Below are 15,388 nucleotides of genomic sequence, written 5' to 3' on the forward strand. Positions count from 1 at the left end.
CGGCCGCGCAGTGGCCGCCGGCCCTCCACGCCGTGACCGCGCCGGCTTCCCACCCGTTCGGAAGAGCCTCGGCCAACACTTCCTGAACGACACTCGCGCGCTCGCGCGCATCGTCGACGCGCTGCAGCTCACGGGCGTCGAGACCGTGCTCGAAATCGGCCCCGGCCGGGGGGCGCTCACGGAGCGGCTGGTGCCCCACGCCCGCCGCCTGGTGCTCATCGAGTACGACCGCGCGCTCGCCGATCTGCTGCGGCAACGGTACGCCGCCGTGCCAACGGTGGAGGTGGTCGAGGCGGACGTGCTGTCCACCGATCTCGGCGCGCTGGCCGGCGGACCGTACGTGTTGGTGGGGAACGTGCCCTATTACATCACGACGCCCATTCTCTTCCACGCCCTGGAGCGTCCACGACCCGAGCGCGCCGTGTACCTGGTGCAGCGCGAGGTGGCCGACCGGCTGGCCGCCGCGCCGGGGTCGCGGGTGTACGGCGCGCTGTCGGTGAACGTCCAGGCGGTGGCGATTCCGGAATTCATCGCCGCCGTACCGGCGGGGGCGTTCAGGCCGCCCCCAAAGGTGGAGAGCGCCATTGTCCGCATCGTGCCGCGGGAACCGCCGGCCGTGACCGCCGACGAGGAGACGCGCTTCCGCAAGCTGGTGCAGGAGGTGTTCGGCATGCGGCGCAAGCAGATGCGCCGCATCGTCCGCTCGGTGGCGGCGCTCGACGCCGAGGGCGCCGAGGCCGTGCTGCGCGCGGCCGGCATCGATCCCGAAGCGCGGCCCGAAACACTCAGTCCCGACGCCTTCGCGGCGCTGCTGCGGGCGCTGCGCCGCTAGTCGCGGTTGGTGAGCGCGAACGAGAGTCCTTCCAGCTCCATCGCCATGTTCACCGTCTTCACCGTGACGTCGGCGGGCACTTGCAGCTGAACCGGCGCGAAGTTGAGGATGGCCTTGACCCCGGCGTGCACCAGTCGGTTGGCGACCTTCTGCGCCACCTGCTCGGGGACGGTCAGCACCGCGATATCCGGGTGGTCGCGATGAACGTCGCGTTCGAGATGCGACCCGTCGCGCACCGTCACCCCCTCGAGGTCGGTGCCGATCGTCGCGGGATCGGTGTCGTACGCGGCGACGATTTGAAAGCCCCGCTGCCGGAACCCGTGGTGGCGGGCCAGGGCGGCGCCGATCTTCCCCGCGCCGACGATGATCACCTTCCACTCGCGGCCGAGACCGAGGATCTCTCGCAGCCGGCCGGCCAGTTCTGGCACCGAATACCCGAGTCCCCGCTTGCCGAACGAGCCGAAGAACGAGAGGTCCTTCCGGACCTGCGCGGAGGTCGTACCGCCCCGCTTGGCCAGTTCGTCGCTCGAAATGGTAGTCAGGCCGCGCCCCTCGAAGTCTTCGAGGAACCGGAGGTAGGCCGATAGCCTGCGAACTGTAGAATCCGCAATGCGTTTCACGGTATCCGAGGGCTTGTGAATTCATTCACAAGATAAGCGTGGGGTCGGCCAGGCACCAGCCGCCGGATCGGGACGCCGCAAGCCCGTGCGCGCGGGACGGTCGAGTGGCCGCAGCCGCGATTAACTTTGAGCATGCCCGTACACGTGACCTCTGAGATCGGCGCGCTCCGCGAAGTGCTGGTGCATACCCCGGGGCGCGAACTCCTCGCGGTGACTCCCAGCACCCGGGAGGACTACCTCTACGACGACATCATCGATGCCGACGCGGCGCAACGCGAGCACCGGCGGTTCATCGCCCTCCTGGAACGGTTTGGCACGGTCCATCAGGTGAGTGACCTGCTCGAGCAGGTGCTCGCGGTCCCGACGGCCCGCGAACAGCTCATGCGTGCTGCCATGGATATCGTGCCCTTGGAGCCGCTGGCCCGCGACATCGCGGCGCTCGATCCGGCTGCCGTGACCCGCATGCTGATCGAGGGCCGCGAAGACGAGGCCGGCCCGCTCGCCAAGGCCCTCAACGAGCCCGGCTATACGCTGCCCCCGCTGCCGAATCTGTTCTTCACCCGCGACAGCGCCATGGTGACGGGCGACCACGTGCTCGTCGGGTCCATGCGGTACGGGGTCCGATGGTCCGAAGAACTGATCATGAAATCGCTGTTCACGCACCATCCGGCGCTCGGCAATGCCGGCATCCTGTTCGACGGGGCCAGCGAACGGCGCACCAACCATACGTTGGAGGGCGGGGATGTCCATCCCCTCCGGCGCGACCTCGTGGTGATCGGATTCAGCGAGCGGTCGAGCCCGGCGGCCATCGACCAGCTCGCGTCGCTGTTCTTCGCACAGACACCCGTCACGGACATCATCGTCGTGGTCATGCCAAAGCAACAAACGGCGATCCACCTCGACATGATCTTCACGCAGGTGGACCGCGAACTGTGCGTGGTGTTTCCGCCGCACTTCGTGGGTTCGGAACGGTTGAGCGTGCTCCACTGGCGCAAGGGCGCGGCGCAGCTGCGCGAGATGCCCAACATGTTCGCCGCGCTCAAGGAGTGCGGCATGCCCATGGAGCCCATCTTCTGCGGGGGCACGCGCCGCACTGCACAGGAGCGCGAGCAGTGGGCGTCGGGGTGCAACTTCGTGGCGGTGCGCCCGGGCGTCGTCATCTCCTACCAGCGCAATGACATCACGCTCCGCGAGATGGAACGCATGGGCTTCCAGACCGTCTCGGCGGTGTCGTACCTCACCGGGCAGACGTCGATCGGCGATGGCGACCGCGCGACGATCGTGTTCGAGGGGTCGGAACTGGTGCGGGCGGGCGGCGGCCCGCGGTGCATGACGTGCCCGGTTGTGCGGGACGACCCGTGGGCGTGATCGGGCCGACCCGCCGGCTGGCGCGGCTCTCCTACGTGGTGGTGGACGTCGAGACCACCGGCACGTCGCACGGCCGCGGCGACCGCATCACCGAGATCGCGGCCGTCGTGGTGAAGAACGGTCGCGTCGGCCGGTCGTTCCACACGCTGATCAATCCCGAACGCTCGATCCCACGGTATATCACGCAGCTCACGGGTATCTCGTGGGCCATGGTCAAGGACGCCCCGCGGTTCGGCGATGTGAGCGACACGATCCGCGACCTGCTCGGCAGCCACGTCTTCGTGGCTCACAACGTGCCGTTCGACTGGGGCTTCGTGAACATGGAAATGGACCGCGCTGGCACCCCGCTGCTGGAGAATCCGCAGCTGTGCACCGTGCGGCTGGCGCGCCGCCTACTCTCGCACCTCCCGCGGCGGTCGCTGGATCACGTCACGGCACACTACGGCATCACCATCCAAGCCCGGCACCGTGCGCTTGGCGACGCCCTGGCCACGGCCCAGGTGCTCGCCCACCTGCTGGACGACGCGTTCGCGCGCGGCTGCGACACGTGGGCCGACCTCGACCGTCTGCTGCACCCGGCGGCACCATCGCGGCGCCGCTGGTCGGCCCTGCCGCGCTCCGCCACCGACGACCGCACGGCGTGACCATGGAACCGTCGATCGAACACCGCACGATCGGGAAGTGGAAGGTCCATGCCATTCAGGCCGGCGGCCAGAAGTTGGACGGCGGCTCGATGTTCGGCGTGGTGCCCAAGCCGCTCTGGGAGCGGCGCATCCCGGCCGACGAACGGAACCGCATCCAGCTCGGCATGCGATGCCTGCTCGTGGAACACGAGCGCGGCCTTGTGCTCATCGACAACGGGTTGGGAAACAAGGAATCGGCCAAGTTCCACGAGATCTACGGGGTGGAGAACGCGGGCGCGGAGGGGCGCACCTGGCTGGATGACGCGCTCCGGCAACTCCGCGTGTCGCCCGACGACGTGATGACGGTGATCGACACGCACCTCCATTTCGACCACGCCGGCGGCAACACGTATCGGGACGCCGAAGGACAGCTGCGTCTCACGTTTCCGCGGGCGCGGTACGTGGTGCAGCGTTCGGAGTACCAATGGGCAACGAACACCAACGAGCGCACGGCGGCCAGCTACTTCCCGCACAACTTCGTGCCGGTCATGGAGGCGGGGCGGCTGGCACTGGTGCAGGGGGAGGTGGAGATCCTGCCCGGCATCACGGTCATGCCTACCCCCGGGCACACGCCGGGGCACCAGTCGGTGCGATTGGCTAGTGGTGGGGAGACAGCGCTCTTCCTGGGTGACCTCGTGCCCACGGTGGCGCATCTGCCGCTCCCGTGGATCATGGGCTACGACGTGGAGCCGCTGGTCACACTGGAGACCAAACGACGGATCTTGCGGATGGCGGCCGAGCAACGGTGGCTGCTGGTGTTCGAGCACGACGCGACGCACGCCTGGGGGCACGCGGTGCACGACGGCAAGGGATACGCCTTGCAGACGCCGTAGCGGCCGGACCGCGAAGGCAGACGCCCCTGCCAACTGGTAGAGGAAACTGCCCCGCCATGAAGATCGACCGCGTGGCGTCGGGAACCCCACAGCGGAGCAGCTCCCACGTTGTGGCAGTCTCCGAGGGATTCGGATCATCCGTTGGATCGGAGTTCCATAAGTAGTTGTTGTTGGCCGTTGCCGGACTTGACGCCTGAGCTGAGCTGCCCTAAGTTCAACGGACACAACTTGGTAAGTGAAACGACGGGCTGTCGTTTCCACCCTCTGGCCCTTCGCTTCGGCGAGGGCGTGCTGCAGGAGTCCTAGCCGGTTCGCCGCGTCACTTGTCGTTCGAGTGTCGGCGCCGTCATGCGGACTCCCGGTGGGTCCGCATTTTTGTCTTCAGAACGAGGGTTTTGCCATCCAGGACACAACCAAGCGCGTGCGGGTCAACCGTCAGATCCGCATCAGTCCGCTCCGCGTCATCGGTGCCGACGGCTCGCAACTGGGAATTCTCGAAGTCGATGCCGCACTCCGCATGGCGGAAGAGCAGGGACTGGATCTGGTCGAAGTCGCGCCCACCGCTCGGCCGCCCGTGGTCCGCATCATGGATTACGGGAAGTACAAGTTCGAGATGGCCAAGCAGGCGAGGGTCGCGAAGAAGAAGCAGCACGTGATCGAGCTCAAGGAGGTCAAGTACCGCCCGGGCATCGACGATCACGACTTCGACACGAAGACGCGGCATGCGCGCCGGTTCCTGGAAGAAAAGAACAAGGTCAAGGTGACCATGATGTTCCGCGGTCGCCAAGTCACGCATCCCGAGCTCGGTCAGGCGGTGCTCGAGCGCGTGGCCACCTCCCTCGCCGACATCGGAAAGATCGAGAGCGCGGGGCGGTTGGAAGGCAAATCGATGACGATGATTCTCACGCCGAAATAAGCGAGCAGTTCATGCCCAAGATGAAAACCCACAAGGGTGCCGCGAAGCGCTTCAGCATCACCGGTAGCGGAAAGGTGAAGCGCAACAAGGCCCACAAGAGCCACATTCTCACGAAGAAGACGTCCAAGCGGAAGCGCCGACTGCGCCAATCGGGGCTCATCGCCACGAACGGCGAGGTGAAGAACATCAAGCGCCTGCTGCAGGCGTAAGGAGAGAGAACAATGCCTCGCGCCGTATCGAACGTTCCGCGCCTCAAGCGCAAGAAGCAGATCATGAAGGCCGCCCGCGGCGGCTTTGGAGCCCGCAGCAAGCTGTGGAAGGCCGCCAAAGAAAACGTCGAGCGCGGTTGGAAGTATGCGTACCGCGACCGCAAGAACAAGAAACGTGACTTCCGGCAGTTGTGGATCACGCGTATCAACGCTGGCGCCCATCAGCACGAGTTGACGTACGCCACGTTCATCAACGGGCTCAAGAAGGCCGGCATCGAGGTCAACCGGAAGATCCTCGCCGACCTGGCGGTGCACGACCCGGTAGCGTTTGCCGCGCTCGCCGACAAGGCGCGCTCCGCGTTGAACGCAGCGTAAGTTCTCGTTCTGCGATTCGGCGGCGGCAGCGCGGCTTCGGTCGGCGCTGCCGCCGTTTTTCGTCGTCCCATCCTCGACTTCACATGCGTCTCCCCGAACATCCTACCCTCCGCGACTACGCCGACCAGATCGGCCAGATGGCGTCCGCCGGCCTGGCCGCGATCGGTGACGCCCCGGGCCTCGATGCGCTCGAACAGGCGCGGGTCCAGTTCCTGGGCGACCGGCGAGGCGAGATCCTCGAATTCCAGCGGGCGCTCGGTGCCCTCTCCGCGGTCGAGAAACCAGAGGCCGGTAAGCTGTTCAACGCCGCGAAGCGGCAGCTCGAGCAGGCGCTCGACGAGCGACGCACCGAGTTGGGCCGCGCGGCGGGTGGCTACCGCCCGCCGCACGACCTCACCATGCCCGCTCGCCAGCAGTGGCGCGGCGCCAAGCACCCCGTCACGCTCGTCATCGAAGAGATCGCCGCCATCTTCCGCGAACTGGGCTTCACCATCGCCCTCGGCCCCGAAGCCGAAAGCGAGTGGTACAACTTCACGGCGCTGAACTTTCCGGCCAACCATCCGGCCATGGATATGCACGATACGCTGTACGTGCAGGACGAGGTGTTGCTGCGTACGCACACCTCGCCCGTACAGGTGCGCACGCTGCAGCGCTACCCGCCGCCCATTCGCATCCTCGCCCCCGGCAACGTGTATCGCCGTGACTTCTTCGATGCCTCGCACGCCCCGATGTTCGCGCAGATCGAAGGGCTGTGCGTGGACGAGGGCATCAGCTTCGTCGATCTCAAAGCGACACTCGGGCACTTCGCCCAGCGGTTCTTCGGGTCGGCGCGGGCGCGGTTCCGCCCCAGCTTCTTCCCGTTCACCGAACCATCGGCCGAGATGGACATCGAGTGTCGGCTGTGCCGGGGCGCCGGCTGCGCGGCGTGCAAGGGCACCGGCTGGATGGAGATCCTCGGATCGGGAATGGTGCATCCCGCAGTGCTCGACGCCGCGGGCCTCGACAGCGAGAAGTACACCGGATGGGCGTTCGGCATGGGACCGGCCCGCATCGCGCAGCAGCGCTACGGCGTGGGCGACATTCGGGTGTTCTACGATTCCGACGTCCGCTTTCTGGAGCAGATCGCCGAATGAACGTCTCGTACGAGTGGCTGCGCGCGTTCGTCCCCTTCGAGCAGACGCCGGCCCAGTTGCGGGATCTGATCACCGCGCACGCCGCGACGGTGGACGAGTTGGTGCTTCTGCGGCAGGACCTCGCCGACATCGTCGTGGCGCGCGTGGTCGAGGAGGCGCCGCACCCCGACTCCGACCACCTGCACGTGACCAAGGTGGACGACGGCAGCGGCGAATTGCTCGACGTCGTGTGCGGCGCTGCCAACGTCACGGCCGGCAAGCTGTACCCGTTCGCGCGCACCGGCACGACCATCCCCACAGGGGTCAAACTCGAGAAGCGCAAGATCCGCGGCCAGACGTCCAACGGCATGCTCTGCTCGGCGCGCGAGCTCAAGCTGGGCGACGACCACGAGGGCATCCTGGAGCTTCACGTGGACGTGCCCCCCGGCACGCCTCTGCTCCAGGCAGTGGCGATCGGCGACACGCAGCTTGTGATCGACGTGCTCCCCAACCGGCCGGACCTGCTGTCGCATCTCGGGGTGGCCCGCGAAGTGGGCGCGGCCACCGGCAAGCCGCTGGCGCTGCCGGCGATCGCCGGTGAGCCGCCGGTGTGGGAGGAACCGCCTCGCGTGGCCCGCGAGGGGGCCACGGCCGGCGTCACCGTCCGCGTGGACCACGCGCTGGCCCCGCGCTATATGGGATTGGTGATTCGCGGCGTGAAGGTGGGGCCGAGTCCGGAATGGCTGGTCCGGCGCCTGGAGAGCGTTGGCAGCCGCTCCATCAACAACGTGGTGGACGCCAGCAACTACATCCTCCATGAGATCGGCCAGCCGACGCACGCGTTCGACCTCACCACCCTCGGCGGGCACATGGTGCAGGTGCGCGCCGCCCGCCGCGGCGAGAAGATCGTCACGCTCGACGGCGTGGAGCGCGTGCTCGACGAATCGGTGACGGTGATCGCCGACGCGCAACGGGCCCACGCCGTGGCCGGCGTGATGGGCGGACGGGACAGTGAGGTCACCGACGCCACCACCGACCTGTTCCTCGAGGTCGCGGTGTTCGACCCCGCGCACACGCGGGCGGCGCGCAAGCGCCTCGGGCTCAGTACCGACGCCAGCTATCGGTTCGAGCGCGGGGTGGATTTCGCGCTGCCTCCCCTGGCCCTGGCGCGACTGGCCCAGCTCATCGTTGCGGTGGCGGGCGGCACCGTGGCGGGGGCCCCGGTGGACCTTCTGGCATCGGTGCCCATGCCGCGCGCCGTCACTGTGCGCTCGGCCCGCGTGGCCACCGTGCTCGGGGCGTCCGTGCCGAGCGCGGATGCGGCCGCGCGCCTGTCCGCCATCGGGTTCACGGTGGACACCGAGGAAGGCGATGGCGAGCTGCGCGTGGTGGCGCCTTCGTGGCGCGCCGACATCGTGGGCGAGATCGATGTGATCGAGGAAATCGCGCGGCTTCGCGGCTACGACTGGTTCCCCACCGAGATCCGCCCCTTCCGGCCCGGGAACTCGCCGGACGATCCGATCTGGGTGCAGGCGGCGCGGGTGCGCGAAGCAATGGTATCGCTCGGCCTGCTCGAAGCCCGTCCGATGCCGTTCACCCGCGGGGACGACGGCGGCATTGGCTACGTCCGCGTCGCCAACCCGCTGGCTGACGATGAGCCGTACCTGCGGCGCGACATCCTCGACTCGCTTGCCCGCCGCGCCGAGGACAATCTGGCGCAGATGCAGGGCACGGTGCGGCTGTTCGAGATCGGCTCGGTGTTCATGCCCCGGGCCTCGGCGATGCCCTCCGAAATGGTACGTGTGGGGGCGCTGGTGATGGGCGACCGGCATCCCGAGCACTTCGCGTCGGCCAAAGGGGAGCGATTCGACGAATGGGACGCCAGGGCGATCGCGGAACGCATGGCGCGCTCGGCCCATCCCGCGGCCGCGGTAGAACTCGAGGCAGCCGGCGACGGCTGGCTCTGGCGCGTGCTCGCGGACGGACGTGACATCGGGGGCGTGCGGCACGTGCCGCTCGACGCACCGGTCTGGGCGGCCCCCGCGTTCGGGGTGGAAGTGGAGTTGGCCGAGATGGCCAACGCTCCGGTGGCGGCCCCGGGGCACAACGCGCACGGTTCCGGGCCGGGGCAGCCGTTGCGCCACTGGCCGGCGTACCGGCCAGTGCCCACCACACCGGCCGCGGAGTTCGACCTGGCCCTCGTGGTGCCAGAGGCCGTGACCGCGGCCCAGGTCGAGGGTAGTATCCGCGCCACCGCTGGCGACCTCCTCGAACAACTCCGGCTGTTCGACGAGTACACCGGCAAGGGGATCCCCGATGGCACGCGCAGCCTGGCCTGGCGGTTGACGTTCCGGCATCCGGAGCGCACTCTACGCGATAAGGAAATCGAGGGTCGCCGGGCCAAGATCCTCAGCGTACTCGACCAGGAGCTGCATGTCCGACCGCGAACGTCCTGAGGTCGCCGCCCTCGGCGAGCTCGAACCGCTGGTGCGCAATCTGGGCGATGAACTGGCGTCCATGCGGCGCCGCGCGCTGCTGGCGGAGGCGCGGCTCAAGGAGTTGGAGTCGGCCGGCGGGGACGGCCCGGTGCGACCCAAGCTCGCCGAGAAGATTGCGAAAGTGGAGCGCGAGAACGCCAAGCTGCGCGACCGGCTGGAGAAGGCCAAGGAGCGGTCGAAGGTGATGCTCGACCGCGTGCACTTCTTGCGGCAGCAGGCGCAGACCCGGGGGACGCGATGAGCGGAGCCAAACAGTCGGTGAAGGTCTTCATCCTCGGCGAGGAGTACACGATTCGCAGCGACGTGCCGCCGGAGCAGACCAAAGCCATTGCCAAGTATCTGGACGACGCCATTCGCGCGGTCATGCACGGCGGCAAGGGGCTGGACGCGCAGCGGGCGGCGATCCTGGCCGCCCTGCAGATCACGAACGAGTTGTTCGAGGCGCGCGAGGGCGGCGAAGCAATGGCGGCCTCGATGAACGCGCTGAGCGCCGACGTGCGGCGGTGGCTGCCGCCCGCCAAGCGGGGAATGTGATGCGCGTGGTGCGCCGCTTCTTGGGGCCGGCGGTCGTCCTTCTTGCCACGCTCGGGGCGGGGCGTGGCGCGCCGCCCAAGTATCGTGTGGCGATCTTTTCCGGCGACCGACTGGTGGCCCGCATCGCGCTCACCGACAGCACCGACGTCGCGACTTTGCTGGACGCCGCGCGCGAGCCGATGACCGATCGCACGCGCGACCTGACGTATCGTCCCTACCTGAGCGTGTCGCTGTACGTGGCCATGCCGATGTCGGCCGAGATGCCGCTGGCGCGCGTGCCGTTGGACCAGGCGGATGCGCACGCCCGGTTCTATCCGGCCTATGGCGACGAGGCGCCGTTCTGGGTGTTCGACGCCGACGCCAACGAAGCGAGCCCGATCCGGTACGTGCTCCAGACGGGGCTCGATCTGCTGCAGCGACACGGGGTGCCGATCCGGCTGCGGCCGGGCGGGTGATCTCGCGACTCAAGCCAAACTCGTATGGTTCGCGCCGGTGTTTCCGTCGAAATCCTTGGCCGTCGCGGCGGCGCCAAACGGGCGTTGCCCGCTGCCTCCGACCAGACGGGTGCGCTGTTGGAGCATGTGTTGCCCCGAAGCGTCGAACACCTGCCGGAACCGGAGCACGTGCTCCATGGCTGGCACGACGCGCCTGGCCACGACCGTGGCCACGAGCCTGACCAGCCCCGAATGCGCGCGCGCGGCGCACCGACGCGCGCGGGGCGTGGCCAGCCGGCGCACGGATCCTACCGGTAGTCGTCCATCAGCGTCTGCAACGCCGCGTTGCCCGGGCACAACTCGGCGTACGGAAGATCCACCAGTGGCTGGGCGACGGTGTGGTTCACGGCGTGCATGTCCTGGCTTCTCTCGTCGATGTACAGGAGCCCGGTCACGACCTCGCCGCGGCGCTGATGCTCCCGTACGTGTTCGTAGGCGCCGTCGCGGTTCGTCGGGTCGTAGTTCTCGCCGGTCTTGCGGAAGCGCACCACGCTGCCGTCGTGCATCGTCACTGACATGGCCTGCCCGGCTCCCTCCGGCGCCTTGATCTCCTTGCGCATGGGGACGAAGTCCACGGGCGCCAACTCCTCGTAGTGCTCCCGGGTGTATCGGTAGCTCTTGGTGGACCCGACGTGGTCGTTGAAGCTGACGCATGGCGAGATGACGTCGATGAACCCGAACCCATTGTGCGTGAGCCCGGCCTTGAGCATCGGCACCAGGTGTTCCTTGTCGCCCGAGAAGCCGCGGGCCACGAACGTCGCGCCCAGGCTCAGGGCGAGCAGTACGGGATCGATGGGTGGTAGCTCGTTCGCCTCGCCCTTCTTGGACGTGGAGCCGACGTCTGCCGACGCCGAGAACTGCCCTTTGGTGAGCCCGTATACTCCGTTGTTCTCGAGCACATACAGCATGTTCACGTTGCGGCGGATGGCGTGGCAGAACTGGCCGAGCCCAATGGACAGCGAGTCGCCGTCGCCGGAGATGCCGATATAGGTCAGGGTGCCGTTGGCCGCGTTGGCGCCCGTAGTGAGCGCGGGCATGCGGCCGTGCACGCCGTTGAACCCGTGCGACTGGCGCATGAAGTACGCCGTGGTCTTGGACGAGCACCCGATGCCGCTCATCTTGGCGGCGCGGTGCGGCGGCACGTCGAGTTCCCAGAACGCCTGGATGATGGCGGCGGTGATCGAGTCGTGGCCGCACCCGGCGCACAGGGTGGACATCGTGCCTTCGTAATCGCGCCGGGTAAGGCCCAGCGCGTTCTTGGGCAGCGACGGGTGGGTGACCGGTGGTTTGGCGATGGACGTCATACAGCCGCTCCCTGGAGGTGCGCGGTCACGGCGCCCACCACGCGCTGCGCGGTGAGGGGCAGTCCGCCGTAGTCGAGAATGGGGGTCATGTGGTCGCGAGGCACGCCGGTCTCGATCGCGAGCATGGCGCGCAACTGGGCGTCGCGGTTCTGCTCCACCACGAACACGATTTCGTGCTCGTTGAGAAAATCGACGACTGGCGTGTCGAACGGGAACCCGCGCACGCGCATGTAGTTCACCGGCACGCCCTGGGCCCGGAGCCGGTCCACGGCCTCGAGCACCGCGGAGTGACAGCCGCCGATGGAGACGATACCGACGGCGGCGCCCTCCTGACGGTGGAATTCGGGTGCCGGCACGGACCGGGCGGCGCCGTTGATCTTGCGGGCGATCCGGTCCACCACTTGCTGATAGGCATCGGCGTCCTCGGTGTAGGCCGCGTTCTGGTCGTGGCCCGAGCCGCGGGTGAAGTAGGCGCCCTTGGCGTTCACGCCGGGGAGCGTACGGGCGGCAATGCCGTCGCCGTCCACGTCCTGGTAGCGCCAGAACTTCTTGATCATGGCCAGTTGGTCGGCCGTCAGCACCTTGCCGCGGTCGGGCCGGTAGGTGTCGTCCCAGGTGAGGCGCGGCACCATCCAGTCGTTCATGCCGATGTCGAGGTCCGACATCACGAACACCGGCGTCTGGAACCGCTCGGCCAGGTCGAACGCGTCCCGGGCCATGGTGAAGCACTCGGCCGGGTCAGACGGATAGAGCGCGATGTGCTTGGTGTCGCCGTGCGACGCGTAGGCCACCGCCATCAGGTCGCCCTGCTGGGTGCGCGTGGGCATCCCGGTGGACGGCCCCGTACGCTGGACATCAAAGAATACTCCTGGAACCTCGCCGTAGTAAGCGAGGCCGATGAACTCCTCCATCAGCGAGATGCCGGGGCCGGCGGTCGAGGTGAACGACCGCGCGCCGGCCCAGCCGGCGCCGATCACCATCCCGGCCGCTGCCAGTTCGTCCTCGGCCTGGATCATGGCGTACTTCCGTTCGCCGGTCACTGGGTCTTTGCGGTACTTCTCGCAGAATCCCTTGAACGCCTCCATGAGCGACGTGGATGGCGTGATCGGATACCAGGCGCCCACCGTGGCGCCGGCGTACACGCAGCCGAGCGCCGCCGCCGTATTCCCGTCGATGACGATCGAGCCGGCCGTGGCGTTCATGCGCTCGAGGTGCATGGGCAGCGGGCACTTGAAGGTCTTGAGCGCATACTCATGGCCCAGCGCCATGGCGCGGAAGTTGGCGTCGAGCAGCGACCGCTTCTTGGAGAACTTCTCGCGCAGCATCTCGCCCACGAGGTCCATGTCGATGTCGAGCAGCGCCGCCAGGGTGCCGGCGTAGACGATGTTGCGCAGCAGCGTGCGGTTGCGATCGCCTTCGAACGCCTCCACGCACATCTGGCCGAACGGCACGCCCAGGTACGTCAGGTCCTCGCGGACGAGCGATTCATCCAACGGCCAGGTGGAATCGTACGCGACGTAGCCTCCGGGCCGCACCGCGCCCACGTCCTGGGCGTACGTCGAGGTGTTGAGCGCCACCACGAGATCGATCGCCTCGGGCCGCGCCGTGTATCCGTCCTTGCTCACCCGGATCTCGTACCAGGTGGGCAGCCCCTGGATGTTCGACGGGAAGATGTTCTTGCCCGTCACCGGGATGCCCATGCGGAAGATCGCCTGCATCAGCAGCCCGTTGGCGCTGGCCGAGCCGGTGCCATTGACCGTGGCGATCTTGAACGCGAAATCGTTGACCCCGCTCATGCCGCACTCCCGCCCGCATAGGCCCTGATCAGATCGAACTTCTGCATGTCCCACGCCGCGGTGGGACACCGTTCGGCGCACAGCCCGCAGTGCAGGCAGACGTCCTCGTCCTTCACCATCAGCCGGCCGGTCTGGGGCAGCGCCCCCGATACGTACAGCGCCTGGTCCGGATTGAGCGCTGGTGCGGAGAGACGGGTGCGGAGGTCGGCCTCTCCGCTGCCGTCGCGGGCGATCGTGAGGCAGTTCACGGGACAGACGTCCACGCACGCGTCGCACTCGATGCACAGGTTGGCCGTGAACGCCGTCTCGACGTCGCAGTTCAGGCAACGCTGCACCTCGTGCGCCGTCTGCTCCGGGGTGAATCCCAGCTCCACCTCCACCGCCACGTCGGCGAACCGCTTGACCAGCGCTTCGTGCTGCATCTGCGCCCGCGGCGATGGATTGTAGTCGTTGTGGTAGCTCCAGGCGTGCATGCCCATCTTGGCGCTCACCAGATTCATCCCGTCGGCCGGGCGCTCCGTTACCGGAGCGCCCTGGCAGTGCTGGTGGATGGAGATCGCCGCCTGGTGGCCGTGCTCCACCGCCCAGATGATGTTCTCCGGGCCCCACGCCGCGTCGCCGCCGAAGAACACGCCGGCCCGGGTACTCTGGAACGTTTGCCGGTCCACCACCGGCATGTCCCACTTGGGATCGAACGCGAGTCCGATGTCGCGCTCGATCCAGGGGAACGCGTTGTCCTGGCCGATGGCGAGAATGACGGTGTCGCAGGGAATGACCACCGTGTCCAACACGCGGCTCTTCTGGCGGCCATCCTGCTCCGACCACTCGAGACGTTCGAACTCCATGCCCACGAGCTTGCCCTGCTCGATCACGAACCGCCTGGGCGCATGGTTCTCGAGGATCTCCACGCCTTCTTCCTCGGCGTCCTCCAGCTCCCATGCCGATGCCTTGAAGTAGGGGCGCGAGCGGCGCGCGATCACCTTGACGTCGGTGCCACCCAGTCGCTTGGACGTGCGGCAGCAGTCCATAGCCGTGTTGCCCACGCCGATGATCAACACTCGCGGCTCGATCTTCTCGATGTGGCCGAAATGCACCGAGCCCAGCCACTCGATGCCGATGTGCACCTGGTCGGTGTCCCAGCGGCCCGGAATATCGAGTTCCTTGCCCTTGGGCGCGCCGCTGCCCACGAACACCGCGTCGTAGCCTTCGGCCAGCAACGCCTTGAGGCTCGACACCGGCGTCTCGTAGCGGATGTCCACTCCCATGTCGAGGATGTTGTCCACTTCCTCGTCGAGCACCCGCACGGGAAGGCGGAACGCGGGAATGTTGTAGCGCATCAACCCGCCGGCCTGCGTGAGTCGTTCGTAGATCACGCACTCATAGCCGAGCGGCATGAGGTCGTTGGCCACGGTGAGCGACGCCGGTCCGGCCCCGACGAACGCGATGCGCTTGCCGTTCTTCTCCGCCGGGACCGCCGGCAGGCGGTCGTGAATGTCGTCGCGCAGATCGGCGGCAACGCGTTTCAGACGGCAGATCGCCACCGGCTTGCCGTCCACGCGCTCGCGCCGACAGGCCGGTTCGCAGGGGCGATCGCAGGTGCGGCCAAGAATGCCGGGGAACACGTTCGACATGCGATTGAGCATGTACGAATCGGTGTAACGGCCCTGGGCGATCAACCGGATGTATTCAGGAACGTTTGTGTGGGCCGGGCAGGCCCACTGACAGTCGACGACCTTATGGTAGTACCGCGGGCTCGCAACATCGGTCGGATCCATTCCGCACTCGCCTCGTTGGGCAGGTTGGGTGGAGTTTCG

17 protein-coding genes are annotated in these 15,388 nt (G+C 67.6%); 12 read left to right on the top strand and 5 right to left on the bottom strand.

Going from position 1 to position 15,388, the window contains the following annotated elements:
* Positions 1-10: 10 nt before the first annotated feature.
* On the top strand, positions 11-832 hold the full coding sequence (rsmA, locus tag VNF92_03030) for a 16S rRNA (adenine(1518)-N(6)/adenine(1519)-N(6))-dimethyltransferase RsmA (protein ID HVA56837.1): 822 nt from the start codon (positions 11-13) through the stop codon (positions 830-832).
* Here rsmA and VNF92_03035 read toward each other — a convergent pair.
* Positions 829-1,452 (bottom strand): redox-sensing transcriptional repressor Rex, encoded by a 624-nt coding sequence (locus tag VNF92_03035; protein HVA56838.1) that lies wholly within the window; start codon positions 1,450-1,452, stop codon positions 829-831. The two genes, rsmA and VNF92_03035, sit on opposite strands and share 4 nt — an antisense overlap.
* A gap of 144 nt (positions 1,453-1,596) precedes the next feature.
* On the opposite strand from VNF92_03035, the gene VNF92_03040 reads away from it, so the two are divergent.
* From VNF92_03040 to VNF92_03090, 11 genes are all read left to right on the top strand, one after another.
* Complete coding sequence (locus VNF92_03040; GenBank protein HVA56839.1) at positions 1,597-2,820, top strand: arginine deiminase family protein; 1,224 nt, start codon at positions 1,597-1,599, stop codon at positions 2,818-2,820.
* Positions 2,817-3,464, top strand: a complete 648-nt coding sequence (locus VNF92_03045) for an exonuclease domain-containing protein (protein HVA56840.1) — start codon at positions 2,817-2,819, stop codon at positions 3,462-3,464. The genes VNF92_03040 and VNF92_03045 overlap by 4 nt, the downstream gene beginning before the upstream one ends.
* A gap of 2 nt (positions 3,465-3,466) precedes the next feature.
* Complete coding sequence (locus VNF92_03050) at positions 3,467-4,336, top strand: MBL fold metallo-hydrolase (protein HVA56841.1); 870 nt, start codon at positions 3,467-3,469, stop codon at positions 4,334-4,336.
* A 421-nt stretch (positions 4,337-4,757) separates the two neighbouring features.
* The gene (gene infC / locus VNF92_03055) at positions 4,758-5,252 is read left to right on the top strand and encodes a translation initiation factor IF-3 (protein ID HVA56842.1); all 495 of its coding nucleotides are present in this window, start codon (positions 4,758-4,760) and stop codon (positions 5,250-5,252) included.
* 11 nt (positions 5,253-5,263) lie between these two features.
* Complete coding sequence (gene rpmI / locus VNF92_03060; GenBank protein HVA56843.1) at positions 5,264-5,461, top strand: 50S ribosomal protein L35; 198 nt, start codon at positions 5,264-5,266, stop codon at positions 5,459-5,461.
* A gap of 12 nt (positions 5,462-5,473) precedes the next feature.
* Positions 5,474-5,836 carry a 50S ribosomal protein L20 gene (rplT, locus tag VNF92_03065; protein HVA56844.1) on the top strand — a complete coding sequence of 121 codons (363 nt, stop codon included), beginning with the start codon at positions 5,474-5,476 and terminating at the stop codon, positions 5,834-5,836.
* Positions 5,837-5,973: 137 nt separating this feature from the next.
* Entirely contained in the window at positions 5,974-6,969 is a 996-nt protein-coding gene (gene pheS / locus VNF92_03070; GenBank protein HVA56845.1) for a phenylalanine--tRNA ligase subunit alpha, read from the top strand.
* Positions 6,966-9,404, top strand: coding sequence for a phenylalanine--tRNA ligase subunit beta (gene pheT / locus VNF92_03075; protein ID HVA56846.1), 2,439 nt, complete (start codon positions 6,966-6,968; stop codon positions 9,402-9,404). Before pheS ends, pheT begins: the two co-directional genes overlap by 4 nt.
* The gene (locus tag VNF92_03080) at positions 9,382-9,687 is read left to right on the top strand and encodes a hypothetical protein (protein HVA56847.1); all 306 of its coding nucleotides are present in this window, start codon (positions 9,382-9,384) and stop codon (positions 9,685-9,687) included. The genes pheT and VNF92_03080 overlap by 23 nt, the downstream gene beginning before the upstream one ends.
* On the top strand, positions 9,684-9,980 hold the full coding sequence (locus tag VNF92_03085) for a cell division protein ZapA (protein HVA56848.1): 297 nt from the start codon (positions 9,684-9,686) through the stop codon (positions 9,978-9,980). Before VNF92_03080 ends, VNF92_03085 begins: the two co-directional genes overlap by 4 nt.
* Before the next feature lie 5 nt (positions 9,981-9,985).
* Entirely contained in the window at positions 9,986-10,435 is a 450-nt protein-coding gene (locus VNF92_03090) for a hypothetical protein (protein HVA56849.1), read from the top strand.
* A 9-nt stretch (positions 10,436-10,444) separates the two neighbouring features.
* On the opposite strand, the gene VNF92_03095 is transcribed toward VNF92_03090, so the two are convergent.
* From VNF92_03095 to VNF92_03110, 4 genes are read right to left on the bottom strand one after another with little or no spacing between them, the layout of a single operon-like run.
* Positions 10,445-10,717 (bottom strand): hypothetical protein, encoded by a 273-nt coding sequence (locus tag VNF92_03095; GenBank protein ID HVA56850.1) that lies wholly within the window; start codon positions 10,715-10,717, stop codon positions 10,445-10,447.
* Positions 10,718-10,722: 5 nt separating this feature from the next.
* Positions 10,723-11,778 (bottom strand): 2-oxoacid:ferredoxin oxidoreductase subunit beta, encoded by a 1,056-nt coding sequence (locus VNF92_03100; GenBank protein ID HVA56851.1) that lies wholly within the window; start codon positions 11,776-11,778, stop codon positions 10,723-10,725.
* Positions 11,775-13,574, bottom strand: a complete 1,800-nt coding sequence (locus VNF92_03105) for a 2-oxoacid:acceptor oxidoreductase subunit alpha (GenBank protein ID HVA56852.1) — start codon at positions 13,572-13,574, stop codon at positions 11,775-11,777. The genes VNF92_03100 and VNF92_03105 overlap by 4 nt, the downstream gene beginning before the upstream one ends.
* Complete coding sequence (locus VNF92_03110; protein ID HVA56853.1) at positions 13,571-15,349, bottom strand: FAD-dependent oxidoreductase; 1,779 nt, start codon at positions 15,347-15,349, stop codon at positions 13,571-13,573. The genes VNF92_03105 and VNF92_03110 overlap by 4 nt, the downstream gene beginning before the upstream one ends.
* Positions 15,350-15,388: the final 39 nt, after the last annotated feature.

This window comes from Gemmatimonadaceae bacterium, from assembly GCA_035533015.1.
Lineage (GTDB): Bacteria > Gemmatimonadota > Gemmatimonadetes > Gemmatimonadales > Gemmatimonadaceae > JAGWRI01.

Coding starts and splice junctions, on each gene's coding strand:
- VNF92_03110 (HVA56853.1), bottom strand. CDS start 15,349: ATGGATCCGACCGATGTTGCGAGCCCGCGGTACTACCATAAGGTCGTC.
- pheS (HVA56845.1), top strand. CDS start 5,974: ATGGCGTCCGCCGGCCTGGCCGCGATCGGTGACGCCCCGGGCCTCGAT.
- VNF92_03050 (HVA56841.1), top strand. CDS start 3,467: ATGGAACCGTCGATCGAACACCGCACGATCGGGAAGTGGAAGGTCCAT.
- rplT (HVA56844.1), top strand. CDS start 5,474: ATGCCTCGCGCCGTATCGAACGTTCCGCGCCTCAAGCGCAAGAAGCAG.
- VNF92_03100 (HVA56851.1), bottom strand. CDS start 11,778: ATGACGTCCATCGCCAAACCACCGGTCACCCACCCGTCGCTGCCCAAG.
- VNF92_03105 (HVA56852.1), bottom strand. CDS start 13,574: ATGAGCGGGGTCAACGATTTCGCGTTCAAGATCGCCACGGTCAATGGC.
- pheT (HVA56846.1), top strand. CDS start 6,966: ATGAACGTCTCGTACGAGTGGCTGCGCGCGTTCGTCCCCTTCGAGCAG.
- VNF92_03080 (HVA56847.1), top strand. CDS start 9,382: ATGTCCGACCGCGAACGTCCTGAGGTCGCCGCCCTCGGCGAGCTCGAA.
- rpmI (HVA56843.1), top strand. CDS start 5,264: ATGCCCAAGATGAAAACCCACAAGGGTGCCGCGAAGCGCTTCAGCATC.
- VNF92_03085 (HVA56848.1), top strand. CDS start 9,684: ATGAGCGGAGCCAAACAGTCGGTGAAGGTCTTCATCCTCGGCGAGGAG.